We start from the raw sequence: 23,296 nt of genomic DNA, 5'->3' as shown, positions 1-23,296 counted from the left end.
CTCAGTCCAGGAACAGGGTCTTGGCATTCGCATCATACCCGATACCGAGACGCCGCAATTCGCGATTGAATTCCATCCCCGGCCGCGAGTCGAACGCGGCCGGCTTGAGCTGGTAGAACTGGATGGAGCCCGGCTCGAAGGGCGCCTCGTACAGGGGCACGTTGTCCAGCGAGCCGACTTCGTCGGCCTTCTTCAACCCTTCGAAGCGGCAGACGGGCACCGTCTTGAGGGCAGCGCCGCCATCGTCGGTGTAGACGACGTTGTCGCCATAGAGCCAGGCGTAGAAATCCTCCCGATTGTTCGGGCTGTACGCCTCGGTCGGCTCGTGTTTCTCGCTCTTGTAGGCGTGGAAATAGGCGACCCCCATGACCTCCTGCCGCCCGTCGCCGTCGATATCGAACACGTCGTAGCATTGGGGCAGGTTCCGGAAGACCGGGATTCCCGAGAGCCCCTCGGATGCCGAGGGAAGGGCGTTGCGGAATTCGCTCATCTGGCCTGAGTCCATCCGCGTGCAGCCATGCGAGGCCGGTCCCCGGCTCACCAGCCACAGCTGCTGATAGGGCTTGTCCGGGGTCACCTCTCCCGGCACGTGCCGCCACTGTTCAGGCAGAAAGCTGGTGCCGGAAGGCGTGCGGACGCCGGCATTGTGGAAGGCGTTGTAGTAGATGCCGCCGGCCGGCTGATAGGCGAGCAGGGGGATGAACCCGTAACCCGGGTTGGACGACAGGTAGTCCACCATTCCGGTGATGCCGCGCCCCTTGTCGCGTTCCGTCAGCGGCCAGACGCCGGTTACGCCGAAGTCGGGCAATTTGCCGTAGGCGGTATTCTTGTAGGCCTGCGCCGTGCCGACCGGATAGATCGCGGTGAACTCGATGGCGACGATGTGATCGTCGACCGTCGCATACTGGCCGTTCTTCGCCATATCCAGGAACGCGAGGGCGGCATCGCGAAACCCTGGCGAGTCTGCACCCGCCTTGGCCGCCTCGACAGCTCTGTCCAATGCCTGGTCGGCCTCGCCACTCAGTGTGAAGAGGTTCATTCGTCCGGGCAGCAATTCGTTCGCGGCATCGAGGCGTTCCCGAGTATTCGAAAGGTCCGCGCCGGACAGGTAGGCGTGCCATTCGCCGAGCACGCGGGTCAGAGGCATGCGAATCCGGAAAATGCGGCCCGGGTTCAGCGTCTCCATGACTTCGAGGGACGCCTCCCGATACTCTTCCGGCGCCAGGCTCTCACGCGCCACCAGAACGGTTTCCACGCCCGCGTCGCTCATCCGCGAGACGAACCGTTCGAACGACAGGTTGGTGGTGAGTTCTATGACGCCTTTCTCCACCAAGGCTTCGATGGTGGTTCGGCGCAGTTCCAGATCGTCCAGGTAGGTATCGATCTCGGCATTGCCGAGGACGAGGGTAAATCGGGTCTGATTGCCCCGGGACAACTCGATATGGGCCCGGTCCGGGTCCTGCGACTTCGGCGCGAAGCCCGTATAGAACGATGGCTCGTACCAGTAGAACCAGATGCCCGGGGCGGGTTTGGAGCCGTCCCAGACGACCTTCCCTTCCGCCGGCGCCGTCAGCACCGGGATCGACAGGATGGCCGCGATCCCGACCGATGCGATGGTCTGCGCGAAACAGCGTGGAACGATCATTGGGGAACCTCGTCGAAGGCGACGGTCTCCGACACGCTGGGGGGCGTATCGTCCAGTCGCGACAGGGCGGGCAGATTGGCGACTTCGTCGGAGCCGATGAACGGGCGTGTTTGAAACAGCCACAGCTTGCCGTCGGCGAAGCCGTACTCGATGTCCCATGGCCTCGGCGTTCCCGCGGCATTCAGGGTCGGCTCCAGGGACGCTTCGATCTTCCTGGCCGCGTCGGAGAGCGCGGCCACTTCCTCGTCGCTCAGGACGTATTCCCGGCCGGTGGACGCGATCACGTCGATGCCCCCTTCGGGCTTCAGCATGCGGCGGGTCGGCGACTTGAACATGGTGACCAGCTCGATGCCGTAGGTCGACCACAACAACGTTTCGGCGGGCGTTCCGTCCACCGCCCCGCCGACGCCTTCCGACGTCGCCATCAGGATCGCGTCGGGATCACCGGAATTGATGTCCGCCGTGATCGCGACACCGGATTTTTCGGAAGGAACCGACTCCAGGATGATGACCGAGGGGAGAACCCACTCGGGATCGTCGATCAACGTCTGCCGCCAGGAAAACGACCGGTAGCGGAAGGGCGAGGCCCAGACCTCCTTGACCCCGCTATAGATGTCGTCGAGCGAGACGAGATTGAAGATGGTCAGGTTCAGGCCGGCGCCATTGAAATTCTCCATGTCCTCGACATTGGTGTCGCTTCTGACGAAGCACCCGACCGTCATCGAAGGATCGTTCGGATCCAGCAGGCCCTGCTTGTCCAGTTCGGTCGCGATCGCGGCCTTCAGGCTCTCGTCGAGCGGGGTTTCGATGATCGAGGCCACGATGACGTCGAGCCGCGGCTTGATCCAGTCCGACAGCTCCTTTTCGCCCAGTCCGCTCGGGATCATCTCGCCGAAGAACCGGGCATAGGTCGCGCGCACGAAGTCCGGCAGCGGTTGGCCCGGCTCGGCGATGTCCTTGCCCGCCAGGTTCTCGGGCACGGACACGCGTGCGCGCTTGTAATGTTCGTAATAGACGCCGAAGGGCAGGACGACGCCGCGCGCCACGTTATCGGGGAACAGGTGCTTGAGTTCCCCCAGGAATGCCGCCTTCGGCCCGCTCAGGATGCCCGAGTCCTTGCGGCGCAGGCTGGTGAGGGGCACGGGCGCCGCGACGGAGAGGTCGAGCCGGTCCTTGTCGATGTGGAGCTTTCCGGCCCCGCCCGCATCGGCCAGCTCCCCGTCGTCGTCGCGGGAGACGTTGGCGGTGTATTCCGCGAGCACGTCCTTTTCCAGGTCGGTCATGTCGGCCGATTTCTTGACGATGACCCTGCCGTTGGGCGTCACGGCGTAGAACACGTCCTCCTGCGCCAGCGTGGCGACCGTATCGAATGGCTGCTTCGCCGCGACGGCGTTGGGAATCCCCAGCGCGCGCGCCAGGAGCTGGACATGGCTCACGACGTTGCCTTCGCCCTGGGTGAGGATTCCGGCCGTCGGCTGCAGGTCTTCCGGGGTCGCCGCGAGCGCGACCAGCTCGGATCGGGAGTAGCTGCCGCTCTCCGGGTTCAAGAGCAGCGGGCCGACGGCGAGCCCGGGATTGAGGGCGCGGACGCCGCCGGTGACTTCGGTTCCCGCCAGCTCGTGTCGTACGGCGCCGAGCCCAACCGCGAAGTCGGCCACTTCCTGGTGGGCGTCGGCGTAGAGCAGCAGCGGCGATCCCCTGACGATGTCGTCGGGCAGGCGACCGACCTCCGGCATCAGGTGCAGCCATTGGGACCACACTTCCGCGAAGGCGAGGATCGCGCTGTTCTGCGCCCATTCCACCACGCGGGCGGCAAGGGCCATGCGGTGCTTGAGTTCGGCCCGTGGCACCGTGCCGCCCTCCAGCCCGCCTTCCAGGAGCAGGATCTGCAGGTTGTTCGACGCCGACGCCCGCTCGCGCGATGACAGGAGGCCGACGCCGTAGGCGCCGTCCACCAGCGCCCGCATCATAGCGATCGTCTGCCCGATCGACATCGTGCCTTCGTCGCGCAGGCGGGATCCCTCGCTCTGCATGACGGCGGAGGCGACGATGTTCAGATCGATCGCGCGGCGCCTGTCGCCGGGCGAAAGCGTTCCGTCGGCGACGGATTCGCGGGCGACGCGCATCATCTCGCCGAGCGCCGCCATGGTTTCCACCCCATCGCTCGCCGCAGCCCGTACCGAAAGATTGGTGAGCAACTGCATGAGGCGCTGGTTCTCGATCGCGCCGATATCGTCGTCGAGCGCGGCAACGTCGAGGGAGGTCAGCGTTCGGATCTCGGCGATGAGTTCGTCGGTCAGCGCCTGGGTGCGCGCGTTGGCGTGGTTGTCGCGGTAGTCCTCCAGTATTGGGATGAGGGAGGCCGAGACCTGATTGTGCACCGCGTCGCGGAGCGGCTTGAAACCGCCGTCGATCCCCTGGATGCGCGACGCCATATTGCGCACCTCCTGCATCTTGCCGAAGCCGCCGCGGGAAAAGTGGCGTTTCTGCAGTTCGTAGGCGAGCAGGAAATGGCGGAAATCGTTGTAGTCTTCCGCGGCGAGGAAGCGCTCGTAGAAATCGCGCTTGGCGACGATCTCGTATTCCGCACCGGACAGGCCGCCATACTGGCGCATCTGCGACAGTTTGTTCTCCGGCGACGTGTCGATGACATAGCGTTCGAGAATATAGCCGCGGACCAGATCGAAGTGGTTGGCGATACGGTCCCATTCGTAGAGATCGCGCGAGAAGATGTTGGCGACGTAGACGCCGTCCGTCTCCAGATCCTTGCCCCAGTCCGCCTTGAACGCGGCACAGAACAGCGTCTCGTCGCCGCAAATGTTGCGGATCTCTCCGCTCTGGGTCAGAAGCGGCGCGCTGCGGCCGTCGTTGCAGACGCATGTATTCGGGCCAAACGGCCCCTTTATCTTCTGACGGCTGATGCTCCAGGCCTGGTCCAGACGCTCGGTCACGTCAGGCGAAAGTTTCTGCGCCTCGAAGCCGGAGGCGGGGCCCTCGGGTGTCGCCAGGCCTATCGCAGCGATGAGGCAGGCCGCCGTGACGCCGGGAATCTTGCTAACTACCATCGTCGTCCCACTTCCAGTGGTTTGCTGGCATCGTCACGCGAACGGTTCGCCGCCACGGCCGATGATGGCCGCAACCGGATCGTTGCGAGACGGCTTGTGTACGGGGCGACCGCGCGCCGGCTAACAACCGGTGCAGCCTAGAACGGCAGCGGATCGTCGGGCAAGCCGAACCGGAGCGAGCGGCTTGACCGGCCGGCCGGATCACCAGGCACGCACCCGCTTCTCGGGCGGCAGCCACATCGGATCGCCTTCCCCGATGCCGAAGGCCTCGTAGAAGGCATCCACGTGCTGGAGCGCCGCGGTGGCGCGGTAGTTGTTCGGCGGGTGTTCGTTGGTCATCACCTGGTTGGTGATGAAGGCGTCTGTGGTCTTCTCCGTCCAGAGTTGCGCCCAGGCGATAAAGCAACGCTGCGCAGGCGTATAGCCGTCGATCTCGACGTTCTGCTCGGGATGGTCCTGCAGCCAGGTCGTCAGGGCGTCATAGGCGAAGTTGATGCCGCCGACATCGGCCATGTTCTCGCCGACGGTCTGGGCGCCGCGGACGTTGAGGCCGGGCAACGCCTCGTAGGCGTCGGCTTGTTCGACCAGTTTCCGCGCCTCGGCGGTGAAGGCGGCCTCGTCCTCGGCTGTCCACCAATTGCGCAAGTTGCCCTTGGCGTCGTAATTGCGGCCCTGGCTGTCGAAGCCATGCGTCATCTCGTGGCCCAGGACCGCGCTCAGCCGGCAAAACCGCACCGGCGCATCCATATCGGGCTGGAACACCGGCGACTGAAGGAAGGCGGCGGGGACCTGGAAGCCGTTTTCCGCGGGGATGTAGGCCGCGTTGATGACCTCGGGCAGGGTCGACGGTGCGCTGAACGGGTCGTGCTTCACCGGTCCCGCGAAGTCGGCGACCGTTCGTTGCCAGTCGAAGCGCGCGATGTTGGTCAGATTGGCAACCGGATCGCTGCCGATCTCGACACCGGAAAAGTCGATCCACGCATCGGGGTACCCGACCTTGAAGTAGAGCGCCTCGGCCTTTTTCAGGGCCTCGGTTCGTGTGGCGTCGGTCAGCCAGACGCGGGTCGGGATACGGGCCAGGAACGCGGCGCGGACGAGCTCGATCACCTGCGCCGCCCTTTCGCGCTGGGCCTTGGAAAAATACGCGTCGACGTAGACCTGCCCCAACGGTTGCCCCAGGCTTTCCGTCGTCAGGGCCAGCGCCTTCTCTTCGCGGGTGGGCTCGATCTCGACGCCGGTCATCGTCGCCAGGAACGCCTGGCTCGGCGCATCGAAGTCGGTGCTCAGCACGTTGGAGAACTTCCGGATCAGCCGGTAGGACAGGTAGTCGCGGATGTCCTGCATGTCGTGATCGCGCAGGACCTGCGAGAGCACCGGGAAGTAGCGGGGCATGTAGAGCACGATGCTGTCCGGCTTCGAGAAGCCGAGGCTTGCGATGAACAGTGTCAGGTCGAGTTCCGGAATCTGCGACTGCAGTTCGTCGAGGCTCATCGGGTGGTAGCGGCTGTACGGATCGACCCGCTCGGCCGGCGTCGGCTCGCCGGCGTGCAGCTCCACCTCCAGCGCGTCGATCATCGTGGCAAGGTCGGCCTCGCGTCCGGGCGCATATCCCGCCACCTTCAGGGTGCCAGTAATGTAGGTCCGATAGGCCTCCCGCTGGGCCGCGTGCTCGGGCTGGTCGTAGACCGAGGCCAGCAGGCGCGTCAGCGCGAGGTCGCCGCCCAGCGCGAACAGCGCATACCGCGTATTGTCGGCTGCATCGGCGCTTGGGACGATGGCGGCGAGCGGAGGAAAGCCGGCCGTCTCGGTCCAGTGCGCGAGATAGCGCACGAGATCGTCGTTGGTTTCGATCGCCGCGATGGCGTCGAGCTCGGCGCGTATCGGCTCGACCCCGGCGGCATCGCGTGCGGCGGTGTCCATGTAGGCGGCGTAGAAGGCGCCGACCTGCTGCGCGGGGCTTCCCTTTGGGGCCGTTGCCGCGGCTTCGGCCGCCTTGGCCATCGTCTCGCGCAATAGCGTGCTCAGCCGCTCCTGCATCACCGCGGCCATTCCGAACGCGGCGAGCTTCGCCGGCCGTTCGACACGATCGAGCCAGCGGCCGGCGGCGAAGCGCTGGAAATCGACCCGCGGATCCGCGGTCAGGTCCATGTTCTCGACCGAGAATTCCAGCGCATCGGGGCCGCTTTGCGGCACCTCGGCATCCTGTGCGGCGGCGGAGCTTGTCAGCAGCGCGACGAAGGCAGTCATGCAACTAGCGCGGCGGATGGTCTCGTTCATATCCGAACTCCCAACTTCAATCTCCGTAGATCACGACGTCCGGGATTTCGTATCGCTCTTCACCGTTGATAGAGATCCGGTTCTGGTCCCCGGTCCGTTCCTGGTTGAATCCCAGCCCTGGATCACTTCCCACGAGTTTGCCCGCCTGGAGGTCGAGATCGCGCTCGTTGCCACTCGGCAGCGCGGCCTTTCTCAGATATCGGCCGGCGACCCAGCCGGTCAGCCGCTGATCCCCGCAAAGCGCGGTGCGGCGCCATCTGGTACTGCCATTCATCCGGCATCGGACCCTAGCCGTCACTACCGGCGCCGAGCAGCAGCGGAAGACTGAAAATGGCCCAGTCGTTCAGGACGTGGGCTCCGGTCGAAACCAGGACATTCTTGGTCATGATGTAGGGCACCAGAAGGACGAGGCGCGCCACTCCGACGCCGAGGAGCGCCTGGGCGAAGTTCCAGTTGTAGGTATTCAGGTGCGCCAGGGCGAAGATCAGCGCGGTGCCGAGACAGGCAAGCAATACCCCTGTATTGCGCGACATACCGCGGCGCGCGACGAGCCAGTACAACAACGCAAGGAATGGCAGGATCGAAAAGACCTCTTCGCCGAACAGCTGCAATCCCGTCTTGACGAAGAAGTATATCCGGTCGCTGGTCGATGCCGTGGCCACGACCTGGGTCGCCGGGTTCGGTGATGTCTCGAGCAGGTTGATCATGAGAAGGCCGACAGCCAGGACGACGACCCAGTTCAGGATGAAGAAAACGACCATCCAAACGAAATCGATGCCACGAAGCGGTCTGAAGATCGCGCTCCAGCCGCGGCCCGCCACCATGCCCAACGCCACCAGTGGAATTGCGAAAAACAGGATTGCCGGCAGAAACTGCAGAAGACCGGTCGAAAAGACCGCGAGCGTGAAGATCAGCACCAGGTATCCAGCTGCGACGCCGAGCATGACGAACCACCACTGGGGGCCGGTGATCTCGACCGGTTTTCCGCGGTAGTAGGGAAAATCATCGTCGCGTCGTTCGAGCCACATCAAGTGGTCGGGGCGCGCGGCGACGGTTGGCGCTTCGGCACTCATCCGGCGCCCCCGCGCACCGGGCTACGTTCATCGCAAGAGGACATAGCCGCCCTTGCCGTCCGACAATGCAAAGGGCACGGTAAATCCCTTTCCGGAGTTGTTCAGGCGAATCGTCGCGTTCCCGCGCGCGCCATTCGTGCAGGTGATGGGCATGATCATCGCCTTGCTGGTTCCGGGTGCCTCTTCCATGAGGCCGCTGCAGGTAAAACCGTCCTGGGTCGCAGTGATCAGAAGCGCGTATCTGCCGTGCCTGCCCTTGAAGAGGTGGCCGTTGGTGGGACCACCGCCATTGACGGTGCCGATTCCACGCAGGTCGACGTCGGCCGATGCCGTCCCGCTTGACGGTTCGGTCACCGAGGCCGTCTTGACCTGGCATATGCCATTGGCGCCACCCTTCGCCGTGTAGGTCACGGCAGGCGTTCCGTCCGGATTGATCGAAAGCGATATCGTTACGCCGGAGCCGCTGGCCTCATAGTAGTTCTCGTTGAAGGTCTTCAGTTGGGTTTTCGATCCGTTGATGAAGACGGGTCCCCCTTTGTCGGCGTGAACCTCGATCCCCTGCGGGCAGGTCGCGTTGAAAATCGGGATATCCGCCTTCGCCGCCGTTGCGCCAACGAAGGCCGTGACGATCACGGTCGCGAGAGGCGCGTACAGTGCGACGACGCCGCGCCTCATGCATCGGCGCCGTGCACCGAACGCCAATCCCGTTGTGAAGGTCCAGGCGGACAGCCTCGATTCAGACGCCACATTCATGATTGCCTCCGTCGGCATCTCTGCACGATGGGCGTGCTAGTCGATTGTTCTCCTGCCACAGACACCATCAGTCGACCCCGCCCCTACGGTCGGGGCAACGGAACCAGAGCGTTTGAACGACAGCGTGGTGTAGCCCGTGACCTCCGGTCTCAGCTGCAACACGATGAAGACTAGCGTTGCCAACGCGGCTAACAATCCACATCGCGAACTCGATTATCCGGATTGCGCAAAAGTCATTCCGGTAAGACCGCGTCGACACGGATACATCGCGACTGAATCGGAGGCCTCCCGACGAGATGGCCAATCCACGCGATTGTTCGATCGTTTCAAGGCTCGAACGATATACTTTGTTGGCTACTCAAATGATTAATGTATACAGTCAGAATTACAGCTCCAATGCCGGCCAGTCCAAAGCCGGCCGACGGGGAATCCGGATCGATGGCACTGACGACGAGGGAGTTTGGCGCCGGACGGGGGGGCGAGAGCCCGCTGGAGTCCATGATGTTCAGCCGGACCAACGCTTTCTCGTATTTCGACGCGCCTGACAAACACCTCAAGATCGAGAGCATTCGGCTGGGACCACGCGGCATCACCCTGTCGCGGGTCACGTCATCCGGACACGACGTCAGCCTGACGGAACACGATCACTTCACTGTTCTTCTGCCGACGCGCGGCCAGCTCCAGGTCACCGCGGGATCGCGCGAGTATCGCGCAGGAGCCGGGCAGTCACTGGCGTTCCGCCCCAATTCCCGCCGCACCCGAGTTTTCCAGGCGCCGGGTCACGACTACGTCGCGCTGGTGCTGATGGTGCCCATGAGCACAATCCAATCCGAACCGTTGGCCAGCGCGATTCCGGGGTTTGCGGCGCTGAAGGACGACGGTCTGTTTCTTGGCGGGGCCTTGGCGATTGTGGCCGCCCTGCGGGAGTATTGCGAGTATCTCATGGCCTGCCTCGCCGCGGATGTCCCGTTTCTGCGTTCGGCGGCGGCACTGGAGGCCGCCGAGATACTCGCCATGGAGCAGTTCCGCAGCTATCTGGCGACGGTATGTGACGACGACCGCAGGGTGATCGCCGGTCCGGCCCGTGTTGTGCGGAAGGCCGAAGATTTCATGCACGCCAACTATGGCGAACCGCTGTCCATCTCCCAGATCGCCAGTGCTGTCGGGATTGGGGCGCGTAGCCTTCAGGCGACATTTCGGCAGACGCTCGGCACAACGCCTGGCGCACGCCTCGCCTCGATACGTCTCGAACATGCCTACAGGAAGATTTGCCAGGGCGGCGACGGGCGAGGGGTCACGGAGATCGCGATGGCTTGCGGCTTCTTCCATCTCGGCCGGTTTTCCAAGGCTTACCGTGCAACATACGGGGAGCTGCCGTCCGAGACTTTGCGCAAATCAAGATGAGGCCTGGATCGCGTCTCGACTTCCGAGCAACGCGCCAAGGGCCGAGTTCGCTTCGCCGGCCCCTTCGGGGCTGGCGGCCGCGGGCACGGAGGGGCGACAGACAGTGAGTTCGAGTCGAGAGAGGAGACGACGGATGAAAAGGTCAATTGTCATAGCCTTTGCCGCGATTGCGCTCGCCGGGTGCCAGAGCGACACGACCAGCACGGTGCCGGCGGTGACGGCGACGAATGCGGCGGACCTGTCGGATCTGGTCGGCGCCAGGGGCTCGTCGGGGGAGATGGCGCTGCAGTCGCGCGGCTATGAACTCGCCCGCACCCAGGGCCTGACGGCGTTCTGGTGGAACAGCGCGTCGGGCACCTGCGCCCGCGTGGTTACCGGCGACGGGCGCTATCAGACGGTCGATACCGTGGCGCCGGCGGATTGTGGCCAGTCGGGCGGCGCGCCGGCCACGGCGACGGCTACGGCCGGCGGTCCGCCGGCGGACATCGCGGACATGGTCGGGGCCAAGGGCGGCCAGGCGGAGATGGGTCTCAACGCCCGCGGCTATGAGCTTGCCCGGACCAAGGGTCTGACGGCGTTCTGGTGGAATGCGTCGACGAGCACCTGTGCGCAGATCGTGACGTCGGACGGCCGCTACAAGACGATCAATTCGGTGGCGCCGAACAATTGCGGATCGTAACGCGAGGCGCCGTCCGGGCGGCGAAGGCTCAGCTTTCGCGCGCCGTGGCGATGGCCTCGATCATGGCGGCTCTGTCTATCGCCCCGCGGTAGATCTTCGTGCCGACGATGTAGACCGGCGTGCCGCTGAAGCCGAAGGCTCTCGCCTGGGCGGTGTTGCGGGACAAAATGCCGTCGACGCGCGGCCGGTCCTTCTCGAAGCGTCCATAGAGCGCGGTGGCATCGAGGCCGGCGTCCGCCAGGGCCTCGTCGACCTCGTCCCGCGACAGGCGCCCCGGCGTGGCCATCAGGGCGTTGAGGCCGGCCTCGTAGTCGTCGCCGGCGGCAAGGACGAGGCTCGCCGCGTAGACCGAGGCGCCACCGAAGATCGGCCAGTCCTTCATCACCAGGCGAACCTTGCCGTCCTCGCGGACGAGGTCGAGGAGATCGTCGTGACCACGCTTGCAGTAGGGGCACTGGTAGTCGAAATATTCCGCGATCGTGACGTCGCCCACGACGTTGCCCAGCACCGGGATTTCGGAGTCGAACAGGACTTCCTGCACGCTCGGGTAGGCCTGCGCGTGCGACAGCGAGGGCAGCAGCATGGCGGCCGTTCCCGCGGCCGTGGTCGTCAGCATCTGTCTCCGGTTCATGATCGTACTCCGTTTTCGGTTCATTCCTGCTGGTCCCGCATCCCGGCGATACGGTCCATGAGCACCTCGCGCGAGATCTCGCCGACATGGGCGTGCGACAGCGTTCCCTCGGCGTCCAGGAAAAGCGTGGCCGGCAGGCCCCGCGCCGCGTAGTGCCGGGCCAGCGCGCCGGAGCGGTCGAGCAGGACGGTTTCGAGCGAGATCCCGGCATCCGCCAGATAGCGCCGGACCTGATCGGCGGTCTCGCCCTGGTTGGCAAAGACGAAGCCGACGCCGTCGGTCGTGGCGGCGACGTCGGCCATCATCGGCATTTCCCGTCGGCAGGGCGGACACCAGGTGGCCCACAGATTGATCACCTGCGGCGTGCCCCGGCCGGCGAGGAAGCTGTGGTCCGCGCCGGCGAGCGTTTCGAACGTCTCCGTGGGCAGCGCGATCGCCCTGGTGCCTCCGACGAGCTGCCAGGTGGTGTTCCAGACGATGAAAGCCGCGGCTAGCGAGGCGAGGGCCCAGGCGCGCTGGCGATTGGTCCGCAGCACCAGGAGGACGCTGAGCGCGATGGCCGCCAGGCCCGCCGGCCAGTAGAACCCGCCCTGCCACAGCGCGAAGGCGCGCAACGGGTCGTCGGCGAAGCTGCGCCAGTTGATCGCCACGTGGCCCAGCCGCGCGGCTGCGACGCCGCCGATCAGCACCCACCAGGTCCAGGCATCGAAGCGGCGATCGATCCGGCGCGCGATCGCTCCCGCGACGAGGATGAAGACAAGGGCGCCGAGAACTGTCGCGAAGCGGTCCGCGGCAAGGACGAACGGCCCGAGCGAGACGGCGTTCATCGGCCGGCCTCGCCGAGGCGTTCGGCCGACCGGGTCAGGAGGGCGACGGTGACGTCGCCGACGAGCCGCGTGCCCGGCACCTCTTGCGCCCGCGCGTCGAAGAACACCATGGTCGGGGGGCCGGCCACGTTTAGTTGCTCCATCAGCGCCGTATTCGTCGCGTTGACGTCGGTGAGATCGGCCTTCACCAGCTGGAACCCCGACAGGCCCCGCCTGACGGCGTCGTCAGGCAGGACGGAGCGCTCGATGGTGAAACAGGTCACGCACCAGTCCGCGGTGAAGTAGACCATCGTCGGCTTGCCGTCGGCGGACGCCAGCCGTACGCGCAGGTCGTCGGCGGACAAGACGGTCGCGAAGTCCAGGGGCTGTGCGGCCGGCGTCGTGGCGCCGCGTTGCGCCAGCGGCGCGAGCGGCTTCAGCGGATCCGTCGCTCCCGACGCCGCGCCGACCATCAGGATCGCCCCGTAGATCGATGCCACCGCGCCGGCGGCGCGCGTTGCGGCCAGGGCCGGGCCGGAGGCAAAACGGGCAGTGAACGCGAAACTCGCCGCGGCAATGAGCAGAATGGCCCACAGGGCGAGGTCGAGGCCGACCGGCAGCAGCGGGGTCGCCATCCAGATCGCGGTCGCAAGGAAACCGAAGCCGAACACCCGGTTGACGCTTTCCATCCAGGCGCCGGCCCGCGGCATTACCCGGCCGCCGAGCGTTCCCAGTACGATCAGGGGAATGCCTTTGCCGACGGCCAGACCGAACAGCGCCGCGGCGCCGAGCGCGATGTCGGCGGTCTGGGCGATGTAGAGGAGCGCGCCCGCCAGCGGGGCGGTCACGCAGGGGCCGACGATCAGCGCGGACGAGAAGCCCAGCGCCGCCGCCGCGCGTTTCGACCCGCGCGTCGACCCGTTCGGGCCGCCGGTGCGCGTCGCGACCCAGTTCGTCCAGCGGGCCGGCAACTGGAGCCTGAACAGCCCGAACATGGGCAGGGCCAGCACGACGAACAACGCCGCCAGCACGCCGACCGTCACCGGGGATTGCAGGGCCAGTTGCAGGTTGCGGCCGGACCATCCGGCGATGGCGCCGAGGATCGCGAAGGCGGAGGCCAATCCGGCGACGTAGACGGCGGACAGCGTGAAGCCGCGGCGCGCCGTCAGCCCTTCGCCCTCTCGGCCAAGCGCCGCCGCGAGGATCGGGTACATCGGAAAAACGCACGGCGTGAAGGCGAGCAGCAGGCCGAAGAGCGGGAACATGGCCAGGACCATGAGGGTGCCGCCGTCGCCCAGGAGCGACTGGACGAGGCCCGGGTCGTCCGCCAGCGCGAAGCCGGCCGGGGCCGTCGTGTCCTGTCGGGGGGCCTCGTCGGCCGCGTCGGGCGCCATGTTCCACGTGACGTCGGGCGATGCCGCAGGGGAGGAAAGGCCGGAGGACAGGCCGGGGGAGAGGCCGGGGACCAGACCGAGAGCCCGGCTGGGGGCCGGGCGCGCCGCCGGGTCGGTGATCGCCAGCGTGGAGACGTCGATACGGCGGGTTTGCGGCGCGTAGCAGATGCCGCCGTCCTGGCAGCCCTGGTAGACGAGTTCGATCTCGCCGCCGCCGGGGTCGGCGATGACGGCCTCGGCCCGTTCGAGATAGATCTCCGTCTGGCCAAAGGTCGGGTCGTCCTTGCGGATTCCCGGTGCCGTTACGATGGACAGCTGCGCGCCGTCGGCGGCGCGGGCCGCGATCTGATCCCGGTAAAGGTAGTAGCCGCTGGCGATGTCCCAGCTCACCACGATGGAGCCGGCGTCGCCGCGCGACACCTCGAGGGCAAACGCCTCGTCGGCGGCCAGCGGGGTTCCCGGCGATGCCGCCGAAGGAGCCGCCGTCCAAATCGCGGTTGCGGCAGCCACCGCCAGCGCCAGCGGTCCGATCGCGGCCAGAATCGCCTTTTTCATCACCTCCGCCTCGCAACGTGTCTGATCACAAATCCGTTCGCGTCGTCTGCTGGGGCGCGCAGCTTAAGGCAGCCTTAAGCTTGAGGCGGTTCGGAGCGCATCCGAGAAATCTAAAGAGGTAGCGAGATGACGCAGGATGCCGAGAACCCGGCGATCACGGTGGAGACCGGACGGACGGGAGCGAAAATCGGCCGGCGCGCGTTCCTGCTGGGCGGAGGCGCGCTGGTGGTTTCGGGATGCGTCGCGTCGCCGGCCAAGCCGCCTTCGGCCGATGTCGCGCTGGCGGCGCCGGCCGTGCCCGCCAGGCCGCCCATGTACGACGCCGTGCCGACCGAGCCGTTTCCGATCCCCGCGGTTGACGTCGGCGAGATGGACCAGCGGTTCTGGCGCGCGGATGTCGACTATGCAATGTCCTACGCCCCCGGCACGGTCGTCGTCGATACGCCGAACCGGTATCTGTACCACGTCAAGGCGAACGGCCGTGCCACCCGCTATGGTATCGGTGTCGGCAGAGAGGGCTTCTCCTGGTCCGGGCGGGCGATCGTCGCCTACAAGCGCGAATGGCCGCGCTGGACCCCGCCGGACGAGATGGTGGCGCGTCAGCCGGAACTGGAACCGTATAGCATCGCCAATGGCGGGATGGGCCCGGGCCTCAAGAATCCACTCGGGGCGCGCGCTCTCTATATACACGAGGGCGGCCGGGACACCCTGTACCGGGTCCACGGCACGCCGGAGGCCTGGAGTATCGGCAAGGCGGTGTCGTCCGGGTGCATCCGTCTCGTCAACCAGGACATCATTCACCTGCATGGAGAAGTCCGGGACGGCAGCCCGATCGTCGTGATCCCCGATCCGTCGATGGGGCATCTGCTGGTCGGATAGCGGTCTGCCGGCGGTGCCGTTAGGATGAAAACAGGGTGGTGAGGTCGCTCCCTTGGAGATCGCTCAATGAGGATTCTCGTCGTCGAGGACGACACCGTGCTGCTCGACGGCCTGACCGTGGGGCTCGGGCTGAGCGGTTTTACGGTCGATGGGGTCGCGACCTGCGAGGACGCGCGGATCGCGCTCGAGACGCAGCCCTATGATGCCGTGGTGCTCGACCTGATGCTGCCGGACGGATCGGGTCTGGACGTCCTGACCGCGCTGCGGCAGCGCAAGGACGGCACGCCGGTGGTGCTGCTGACGGCGCGCGACCAGGTGGCCGACCGCATCGCCGGGCTCGACGCCGGGGCCGACGATTATGTCGGCAAGCCGTTCGATCTGGACGAGCTGGCGGCGCGCGTGCGGGCCGTCGCGCGGCGGGGGTCGGGCCGCTCGACGCCGACGCTCGAGTGGCGCGGTGTGATCCTCGACCCGGCGCGCCAGGAGGCGACGGCAGACGGAAAAGCGCTGCCTCTCACCCGGCGCGAATTCGGCGTGCTGCGCGCGCTGATGGAACGTCCGGATGTCACGGTATCGCGCGCGACGCTCGAGGAGACCCTCTACGGCTGGCAGGAGCAGGTCGAGAGCAACGCCGTTGAAGTGCATATCCATCACCTTCGGGCGAAGCTCGGGACGGATTTCATCCGCACGGTGCGCGGCCTGGGATACCGCCTGTCGGGGGAAGCGCCATGAGGTCGATACGCGCGCGGCTGCTGGCGATCCTGCTCGGTTCGACCGGGCTGGTCTGGGTGCTGGCGGTGATCTGGATCTATCTGGGGACGCAGGCCGAGGTCGAGCGCGTCCTCGATGCCCGCCTGATGGAAGCTGCCCGGATGGTGAACTCGCTTCTGGCGGACCAGCGGATCGAACTGGCCGCAGCGGATGTCGACGGAAACCGGCCCGCGGTTTCGTTCGAGTTCGGCTCGCCGCCCTATGAAAGGCAGTTGTCCTGCCAGATCTGGTCGCTCGACGGGACGCTCGTGGGGCGGTCCGAGCACGCCCCCGAAGGGCGTCTGACGGAGGCGGTCGACGGGTTCTCCGAAACGGTCGTCGGCGATGAGACCTGGCGCGTCTACACGATCGAGAATCCCATTCTCGGCGTTCGCGTCATGGTCGGTGACAGCATCAGCATCCGGGACCGGCTGGTGGGCGACGTAATCACGGGGCTGGTGGTGCCAGCCGCGCTGATCCTGCCGTTCCTCGCGACCGCGATCTGGCTCAGCGTCAGGCGCGGAATGGCGCCGCTGAACGCGATGGCCGAAGCCCTGTCGTCGCGCGCCGCCAACGATCTGCGTCCGTTGCCGGATAGCGATCTGCCGCAGGAGATCGCGCCGGCGGTCCGCGCCCTCAACGGCCTGTTTACGCGCGTCTCCGACGCCCGGGAGCGCGAGAAGAGCTTCACCGCTGTTGCGGCGCACGAGCTGCAGACGCCTCTGGCGGGCCTCAAGACGCAGGCCCAGGTCGCGCTCGCCAGCGGCGACGGCGACGTCCACGCGAACGCGCTTCGCCAGATATCGACGGGCGTGGACCGTACCTCGCGCCTGGTCAAACAGCTGCTCGATCTCGTCGCCGTGGAGGCGGAGGGGCAGGTGCGCGCGACGATCGCCGGACGTCCGATCGAGACCGTCGAGCGGATCGTGGCCGAGTTGCCGCCCGCGGCGTCCGGCAGGGTCGAGGTCGCGGGCAGCGGGGCGGATCTGGAAGCGTCACTGGACCCGGTCCTGCTCACCCTTGCCCTGCGCAATCTCATCGAGAATGCGATCAACCACTCTCCCGACGGCGCAAAGGTGGTCGTTCACCTGTGCGAAACCGCCGGCGGCGTCGATATCGTCGTCGAGGACACCGGGCCCGGGATGCCCGAGAACGAACTGCCAAGGGCCGCGGACCGTTTCTTTCGCGGTCGCGCATCCGCCGGCGCGGGAAGCGGGCTGGGCCTGGCCATCGCCAAGGAGGCGGCGGACCGCATGGGGGGCGCGCTGCATCTGGAGAACCGCCAGCCGCACGGGCTCAGGGCCGTGCTGTCGCTGCCGGCGAAGGGCGCGGCGTAAGGCCGGCGACGGCGATGCCGCCGCCGGGTTGACGCATCAGGCCTGCCGCTCGAGGAGCCGTGCCGGCCTCCCGCTTCCGGGGGGCCGTGCCGGGACGCCGATCAGAGCGCCTGGTCGATGGAGCGCCGCAGGATCGCGACAAGTTCGTCGACCTCGGCGCGCGTGATCACCAGCGGCGGCGAGAACACGAGGCAGTCGCGCACCGCGCGCGTCACCAGGCCGTTCTCGAAGCAGGCGTTGCGTACCGGCGTCGCCATGCTGCCGACCGGCTCGACCGGGGCGCGGCCGGTCTTGTCGCGGGTGAGTTCGACGGCGGCCATCAGCCCGACGCCGCGCACCTCGCCCACCAGCGGATGGTCGAGCAGGGTCGCGAGCCGCTCCTGGAAATAGGGGCCGATGTCATCGCCGACATAGTCGACGATGCCCTCGCGTTTCATGATGGCGATGTTCTCGCGGGCGACGGCGGCGGCGACGGGATGGCCGGAATAGGTGTAGCCGTGCGGGAAGCGGCCCGGGGCGTCGAACACGACCTCCGCGACGGCGTCGTGGACGACGCTGGCCGAGATCGGCAGGTAGCCGGAAGACATGCCCTTGGCGATCGTCATGATGTCGGGGGCGATGTCGAAGGTCTGGCTGCCGAACCATCGTCCGGTGCGGCCGAAGCCGCAGATGACCTCGTCGACGATCAGCAGAATGCCGTATTTCCGGCAGATGCGCTGGACCTCGGCCCAATAGGTCTCGGGCGGAACGATGACGCCGCCGGCGCCCTGTACCGGCTCGCCGATGAAGGCGGCGACGCGCTCCGGTCCGACCGCGCGGATCGTCTCCTCGAGACCCCGCGCCGCCTCGATGCCGAATTCGTCGGCGGACAGGTCGGCGCCATTCGCCCACCAGAACGGGGCCGGCGCGTGGACGATGTCGGGGATGGGGACGCCCGGGATGTCGTGCATGCTCTCCAGCCCCGTCAGGCTGGCCGCGGCGATGGTGCTGCCGTGATAGGCGAGCTTGCGGCTGACGATGACGGTGCGCTGGGGCTCGCCGCGCTTCTGCCAGTAGCTGCGCGCGATCCGGATATTGGTATCGTTCGCCTCGGAGCCGGAATTGGAGAAGAAGACGCGGTTGAGCCCGTCCGGCGTCAGGGCCGCCAGCTCCTCGGCGAGCAGGACGGTCTCCGGCATCGTCGTCTTGAAGAAGCTGTTGTAGTAGGGCAGCTCGTTCATCTGCCGGGCGGCGACCTCGGCCAGTTCCTGCCGGCCGTAGCCGATGTTCACGCACCAAAGGCCGCCCATGCCGTCGAGCAGGCGCTGGCCGTCGGTGTCGGTCAGGTGGCAGCCCTGGGCCGACGCGATGACGCGCGCCCCGCCCTCCTGCCGCAGTTCGCCGTGATCGGTGAACGGGTGGAGATGGTGCGCCAGGTCGAGCGCCTTGAGCGTGGCGGTCGCGGGGACGGGATCATTCCTCAGATCGGGATGCGGTGTCGAAGACATGAGCGTTTTCCAGCTTGCGGGACGGGTCCACGGGGGTCAGGGGCCAGACGGATCTGTCTATACGGCGATAGGGGATGTGCGACAGCCGCATCGTGGCAATGCCGCCGGCGTCGACGAGCACGACGCCGCGGGCGATCGGGCCGAAGGCGGCGCGCAGATGGTTGCGGCTCTTCAGGCCGATGGTGCGCAACGAGGCGGGTTCGATGCCCACTGACCGGAACAGGTTCAGGTCGGTGACGGCGAGCGCGCGGCTGGCGACGACGATGCGCAGGCCGCCGGCTTCCAGAACCGCCATCGCGCCCATGTCGACGGTGAGGCCCCGCAGCATCGGCCCCTCGCATTCGAAGCGGCCGTCATGCAGGCGCGCGACCCTGACGCGGATATCGAGCGGCGGGCCGATTTCCGGCGCATGCCGGCCGCCGAGCGACAGGTCGAGCGTCGCGCCCTCTCCGGCCTCCGCCGCAAGGCGCACCGCCTCGGGATCGGCAAGTGTCGCGAACGCGGCGTTCTCCAGCCCCGCATCGACCATCGCCCGCAGCAGGTTGGGGGAATCGCCGTAGGCGCCGCCGGCGGGATTGTCGGCGAAATCGACCAGCAGGAGCGGGCGCGCGTCGTCGCTGTCCCGTTTCGCGAGGGCGATCGCGTCGGCGACCCCGGGGAAATCGAGCTGGGTCTGCGCTCGGCTCTCCCACAGGCGTTCGGCCAGGTCACGCGCGAACGCCACGGGATCCGGCGGGACGGGATCTTCCGGTGTCGGGGCGGTCTCTGTATCGGCGCGTACGGTCACGATCGCCGCCGGGCCGGCCTCGGCAACGTCGGACCAGGGGAAGCCGATCGTCAGGCCCGCCGAGACGACGCCGGGATGTTCCGCGATCTCGCTTGCGCGGGCAAGCAGCGCGTTCATCGGACCGGGCGGGTTGGTGCGGCCGTGATCGGCGGCGTCCAGCATCGGCGGGCGGGCGAGAACGCTTCGGGTCAGCCGACCGTTTCCGGGCCGCCGCGCCGCCTCCATCAAGGCGTCCAGGGCCGTGGCGGCGTCGATCGCGCAGTCGGCGTGGTCGATGTGCGGATAGGTCCGATAGGGAAAGAAGGCGTCGGCGGCCGCGACCATCCGCGTGGAGACGTTGGCGTGCATGTCGAGCGTGGCGACGATGGGAACGCGGGCCCCGTGCCGGAGGCGAAGGCCGTCCAGCAGCTCGCCTTCGGGATCGAGGCTGTCCTCGGTGACCATGGCGCCGTGGAGCGCCAGCGCGACGCCGTCGAATGGCCCGTCGATATCGAGGAGACGTGCCTTGAGCGCCGCCCAGTCGGGTGCCGCGAGCGGTCCGGACGGGCCGCCGGCCGCGGCGACGGCGACGACGATGTCCCAGCCGTGCAGGTCCGCGGCGCGCAGCAGGCCGCCGATCTCGGTCGCCGTGCCGGCGAGCCGCGCCCGCGCCGCGTCGGTGCCGTACAGGAGATAGCGCCCGGCGAAATCGGCAAGGCGGGTGGGAATGGCGTTGAAGGTGTTCGTCTCATGCAGGATGGCACCGGCAAGGACGCGTTTCTGCTTGAGGCTCATGAACTTGCCGAAAGGTCGACCCAGACGCTCTTGCGGTGGGTCACGTTGTCGAAGGCATGCAGGGACTTGTCGCGGCTCGTGCCGGAGGCCTTGGTGCCACCGAAGGGCACGGTGATGTCGCCGACCCTGAGGGTGTTGATCCAGACGAAGCCGGTATCGAGCCGGCTTTCGGCGTCCAGCGCCTTGGCGATGTCCCGCGTCCAGATCGCGGCGGCGAGGCCGTAGTCGCTGTCGTTGGCGATGTCGATCGCCTGGTCCATGGTCTCCGCGTCGATGACGCTGAGGACGGGCCCGAAGATCTCCTCGCGCGCGATGGTCATGGAATTGTCGACCCCGGCGAACAGGGTGGGGAGGATGCAGGTGTCGGGCGAAAGGCCGTCCGGCGCGGGGCCGTCGCCGGTGAGCCGGGTCGCACCGTCCACGAGGCCGGCCTCGATATAGCCGCGAACCCGTGCGGCATGTTCGGCCGACACCATCGCGCCGAACCGGGTCTCGGGCAATAACGGGTCCCCGGGCACGAACGACCGCGTCAGCGCGGTCAGCTTTTCCAGGAACGCATCGCGGATCGGCGTCTGAAGGATCAGGCGCGTTCCCGCGTTGCAGATCTGCCCCTGGTTCTGGAAGGCGCCCATGGCGCTCGCCTCGACGGCGCGGTCGAGGTCGGGGCAGTCGGCGAGCACGATGTTCGCCGACTTGCCGCCGCACTCCAGGCTCACCTTCTTCATGTTCGACTGGCCGGCATAGGTCAGCAGCAGCTTGCCGACTGCGGTGGAGCCGGTGAAGGTGAGCGCGGCGACGTCGGCGTGCAATGCCAGCGCCTTGCCGGCTTCGGGGCCAATGCCCGGGACGACGTTGAAGACGCCGTCGGGCAGGCCGGCGGCGCTGGCCAGCGCACCGAGCCGGAGGGCGCTCAGCGGCGACAGCTCCGACGGCTTCAGGACCACGCTGTTGCCGGCCGCCAGCGCCGGCGCGATCTTGGTCATCGCGGTGACCAGCGGGAAGTTCCAGGGCACGATCGCGGCGACCACCCCGACCGGCCTGCGCCGGACCATGGCGAGCGTGCCGGAGGTGGTCGGGGCGATCTCATCATAGAGCTTGTCGATCGCCTCGGCGAACCAGCGAAGGCAGCGCACGGCGGCGGGTACGTCGATCGACAGGCTGTCGCGGATCGGTTTGCCCATGTCGAGGGTCTCGAGCAGGGCGAACGTGTCGGCGTCGGCCTCGATGAGGTCGGCGAAGCGCAGGAGGGCGGCCTTGCGCGCCGCCGGCGCGGCGGCCGACCAGCGTCCGGACGCGAACGCCCGCACCGCCGAGGCGACCGCATCGTCCACGTCCGCCTCGCCGCAGGCGGCAACCTCGGCGATGATCGCGCCGGTGGCCGGATTGACGGTGGCGAAGGTGGCGCCGGAGCGGGCGGGGCGATGATCGCCGTCGATGAAGGCGCGCGTCTGCGGTGCCAGGGCGCGCGCCTCGGCATGCCAGTCCTTGCCGGAGGCGGGGTGATGGGGAGCGTTCATTTCGTCTTGCCGGATGCAACGGGAAGGGATTGGTCGGGAACGGGCTGATCTGGAAGGGGGACGGCCGCGCGCGGCTGACGGCGGTCTCCCGACAGGAGGTATTCGATGACCTTGAAGGCGCGGGTGACCACGAAGGTCATCGCGAGATAGATCAGCGCGGCCACGGAGAGCAGCTCGACCGGCATGTAGTTCACCGAGCTAATGGTGCGCGCGACACCGGTGAGATCGAGCAGGGTGACGGTGCTGGCGAGCGAGCTCGCCTTGATGAGCAGGATCACCTCGTTGCCATAGGCCGGCAGGCCGATGCGGACCGCCTGCGGCATGACGATGCGGCGCAGGCGGGTCAGGCGCGACATGCCGATCGCCATTGCCGCCTCGATCTGGCCGCGGGGGACGGCCTGGACGGCGCCGCGCACGATCTCGGCGCTGTAGGCGGCGGTGTTCAGCGAAAAGGCGATCAACGCGCACCAGAACGGTTCGCGCAGGATGACCCAGAGCGCGCTGTCCCGCACGGCGGAGAACTGCGACAGGCCGTAGTAGATCAGGAAGATCTGCACCAGCAGCGGCGTGCCGCGGAAGAAGAAGACGAAGCCGTAGGCGGGCAGCCACAGGAGCGGAGACCGCGACAGGCGCGCCAGCGCCACCAGGACCGCGATCACGAAGCCGATGACCACGGCGAGCCCGACCAGCTGGAGGGTCAGCCCGGCACCGCCCAACAGGGCCGGGATGCTGTCGATCATGACGCCGATATTCATGCCGCATCCATCGGCTGATTGCCGCGCGAGGCCCGCTGCTCCAGCGCCTGCAGCACCAGCATGCTGACGATGGTCATGGCCAGATAGATGAACGCGGCGGCGAGGAAGAAGGTGAACGGCTGGCGGGTGAAGCCGACGGCGTATTCGGTCTTGCGCATCAGTTCCTCCAGGCCGATGACGGACACCAGCGCGGTCTCCTTGAGGATGACGAGGAAGATGTTGCCGAGGCCGGGAAGGGCGATCCGCCAGACCTGCGGCAGCGATATGCGGCGAAAGGTCAGCCAGCGTCCCATGCCGAGCGCCCGGGCGGCATCGATCTGGCCCTTCGGAATGGACTGGAACGCGCCGCGGAACACCTCGGTGGCATAGGCGCCGAAGGCCAGCGACAGGGCGAAGACGCCGGCGACGAAGGCATTGAGTTCGATGTGCTGTTCATGGCCGAGCGAACGGGCGATCTCGTTGACCAGCCGGATGCCGCCGAAATAGATCAGCAGGATGAGCACCAGCGCCGGCACGCCGCGGACGATGGTCGTGTACACGTCGCCGGCGATCTGCGCGGTACGGCTCGAGGACAGCTTCATCATCGCAACGGCGATGCCGATGAGAACGCCGAAGAACGCGCTGAAGAGCGTGACCTGGATGGTCATCAGCGCGCCTTGGGCGAGCATGGGGCCGAAGCCTTGCAGGTCGGGCATGAGGCGGTCCTCGGCGGTTATCTGAGATCGACT

Annotated in this window: 19 protein-coding genes; 5 read left to right on the top strand and 14 right to left on the bottom strand. The window is 67.1% G+C overall.

Features of this window, described 5'->3' with window-relative positions; translation table 11 throughout:
• Window position 1: 1 nt before the first annotated feature.
• The 6 genes from ACSF9G_RS22335 to ACSF9G_RS22310 all read right to left on the bottom strand — a co-directional run bounded on the left by ACSF9G_RS22335 (window position 2) and on the right by ACSF9G_RS22310 (window position 8,735).
• Window positions 2–1,645 carry a hypothetical protein gene (locus tag ACSF9G_RS22335; RefSeq protein ID WP_436644361.1) on the bottom strand — a complete coding sequence of 548 codons (1,644 nt, stop codon included), beginning with the start codon at window positions 1,643–1,645 and terminating at the stop codon, window positions 2–4.
• On the bottom strand, window positions 1,642–4,710 hold the full coding sequence (locus ACSF9G_RS22330) for a PEP/pyruvate-binding domain-containing protein (protein WP_436644360.1): 3,069 nt from the start codon (window positions 4,708–4,710) through the stop codon (window positions 1,642–1,644). The genes ACSF9G_RS22335 and ACSF9G_RS22330 overlap by 4 nt, the downstream gene beginning before the upstream one ends.
• A 201-nt stretch (window positions 4,711–4,911) precedes the next feature.
• Entirely contained in the window at window positions 4,912–6,987 is a 2,076-nt protein-coding gene (locus ACSF9G_RS22325) for a M13 family metallopeptidase (protein WP_436644359.1), read from the bottom strand.
• 16 nt (window positions 6,988–7,003) lie between these two features.
• Entirely contained in the window at window positions 7,004–7,261 is a 258-nt protein-coding gene (locus ACSF9G_RS22320) for a hypothetical protein (RefSeq protein WP_436644358.1), read from the bottom strand.
• A 13-nt stretch (window positions 7,262–7,274) separates the two neighbouring features.
• Window positions 7,275–8,060 carry a CPBP family glutamic-type intramembrane protease gene (locus ACSF9G_RS22315; protein ID WP_436644357.1) on the bottom strand — a complete coding sequence of 262 codons (786 nt, stop codon included), beginning with the start codon at window positions 8,058–8,060 and terminating at the stop codon, window positions 7,275–7,277.
• A 27-nt stretch (window positions 8,061–8,087) separates the two neighbouring features.
• Window positions 8,088–8,735, bottom strand: coding sequence for a hypothetical protein (locus ACSF9G_RS22310; protein WP_436644356.1), 648 nt, complete (start codon window positions 8,733–8,735; stop codon window positions 8,088–8,090).
• Window positions 8,736–9,251: 516 nt separating this feature from the next.
• Between ACSF9G_RS22310 and ACSF9G_RS22305 the strand changes: the two genes are divergently transcribed.
• Both ACSF9G_RS22305 and ACSF9G_RS22300 read left to right on the top strand, forming a co-directional pair.
• The gene (locus ACSF9G_RS22305) at window positions 9,252–10,217 is read left to right on the top strand and encodes an AraC family transcriptional regulator (RefSeq protein ID WP_436644355.1); all 966 of its coding nucleotides are present in this window, start codon (window positions 9,252–9,254) and stop codon (window positions 10,215–10,217) included.
• Between the two features lie 133 nt (window positions 10,218–10,350).
• On the top strand, window positions 10,351–10,896 hold the full coding sequence (locus ACSF9G_RS22300; protein WP_436644354.1) for a lipoprotein: 546 nt from the start codon (window positions 10,351–10,353) through the stop codon (window positions 10,894–10,896).
• A 28-nt stretch (window positions 10,897–10,924) separates the two neighbouring features.
• Here the strand turns inward: ACSF9G_RS22300 and ACSF9G_RS22295 are convergent, their stop codons facing one another.
• From ACSF9G_RS22295 to dsbD, 3 genes are read right to left on the bottom strand one after another with little or no spacing between them, the layout of a single operon-like run.
• The gene (locus ACSF9G_RS22295) at window positions 10,925–11,530 is read right to left on the bottom strand and encodes a DsbA family protein (RefSeq protein WP_436644416.1); all 606 of its coding nucleotides are present in this window, start codon (window positions 11,528–11,530) and stop codon (window positions 10,925–10,927) included.
• Window positions 11,531–11,547: 17 nt separating this feature from the next.
• The gene (locus ACSF9G_RS22290; protein ID WP_436644353.1) at window positions 11,548–12,354 is read right to left on the bottom strand and encodes a prolipoprotein diacylglyceryl transferase family protein; all 807 of its coding nucleotides are present in this window, start codon (window positions 12,352–12,354) and stop codon (window positions 11,548–11,550) included.
• Entirely contained in the window at window positions 12,351–14,282 is a 1,932-nt protein-coding gene (gene dsbD, locus ACSF9G_RS22285; RefSeq protein WP_436644352.1) for a protein-disulfide reductase DsbD, read from the bottom strand. The genes ACSF9G_RS22290 and dsbD overlap by 4 nt, the downstream gene beginning before the upstream one ends.
• 126 nt (window positions 14,283–14,408) lie before the next feature.
• On the opposite strand from dsbD, the gene ACSF9G_RS22280 reads away from it, so the two are divergent.
• The 3 genes from ACSF9G_RS22280 (at window position 14,409) to ACSF9G_RS22270 (ending at window position 17,248) form a co-directional block, all read left to right on the top strand.
• Entirely contained in the window at window positions 14,409–15,161 is a 753-nt protein-coding gene (locus tag ACSF9G_RS22280) for a L,D-transpeptidase (RefSeq protein ID WP_436644351.1), read from the top strand.
• A 66-nt stretch (window positions 15,162–15,227) separates the two neighbouring features.
• The gene (locus ACSF9G_RS22275; RefSeq protein WP_436644350.1) at window positions 15,228–15,893 is read left to right on the top strand and encodes a response regulator; all 666 of its coding nucleotides are present in this window, start codon (window positions 15,228–15,230) and stop codon (window positions 15,891–15,893) included.
• Window positions 15,890–17,248, top strand: coding sequence for an ATP-binding protein (locus ACSF9G_RS22270; RefSeq protein ID WP_436644349.1), 1,359 nt, complete (start codon window positions 15,890–15,892; stop codon window positions 17,246–17,248). The genes ACSF9G_RS22275 and ACSF9G_RS22270 overlap by 4 nt, the downstream gene beginning before the upstream one ends.
• A gap of 101 nt (window positions 17,249–17,349) precedes the next feature.
• Here the strand turns inward: ACSF9G_RS22270 and ACSF9G_RS22265 are convergent, their stop codons facing one another.
• Genes ACSF9G_RS22265 through ACSF9G_RS22245 form a run of 5 tightly spaced genes read right to left on the bottom strand, consistent with a single transcriptional unit; the run spans window position 17,350 to window position 23,263 of the window.
• Window positions 17,350–18,735 (bottom strand): aspartate aminotransferase family protein, encoded by a 1,386-nt coding sequence (locus ACSF9G_RS22265; RefSeq protein ID WP_436644348.1) that lies wholly within the window; start codon window positions 18,733–18,735, stop codon window positions 17,350–17,352.
• The gene (locus ACSF9G_RS22260; RefSeq protein WP_436644347.1) at window positions 18,701–20,296 is read right to left on the bottom strand and encodes a M81 family metallopeptidase; all 1,596 of its coding nucleotides are present in this window, start codon (window positions 20,294–20,296) and stop codon (window positions 18,701–18,703) included. Before ACSF9G_RS22260 ends, ACSF9G_RS22265 begins: the two co-directional genes overlap by 35 nt.
• Window positions 20,293–21,813 carry an aldehyde dehydrogenase gene (locus ACSF9G_RS22255; RefSeq protein WP_436644346.1) on the bottom strand — a complete coding sequence of 507 codons (1,521 nt, stop codon included), beginning with the start codon at window positions 21,811–21,813 and terminating at the stop codon, window positions 20,293–20,295. The genes ACSF9G_RS22260 and ACSF9G_RS22255 overlap by 4 nt, the downstream gene beginning before the upstream one ends.
• A complete protein-coding gene (locus ACSF9G_RS22250; RefSeq protein WP_436644345.1) occupies window positions 21,810–22,568 on the bottom strand; it encodes an ABC transporter permease in 759 nt (252 codons plus the stop codon). The genes ACSF9G_RS22255 and ACSF9G_RS22250 overlap by 4 nt, the downstream gene beginning before the upstream one ends.
• A complete protein-coding gene (locus ACSF9G_RS22245; protein ID WP_436644344.1) occupies window positions 22,565–23,263 on the bottom strand; it encodes an ABC transporter permease in 699 nt (232 codons plus the stop codon). Before ACSF9G_RS22245 ends, ACSF9G_RS22250 begins: the two co-directional genes overlap by 4 nt.
• Window positions 23,264–23,296 lie beyond the last annotated feature (33 nt).

The sequence above is a fragment of the Microbaculum mangrovi genome (genome assembly GCF_051390635.1).
Taxonomy (GTDB): Bacteria; Pseudomonadota; Alphaproteobacteria; order Rhizobiales; family Tepidamorphaceae; genus Microbaculum.
Note: the sequence above shows the minus strand (reverse complement) of the source record. Positions and strands in the feature narration are given on the sequence as shown.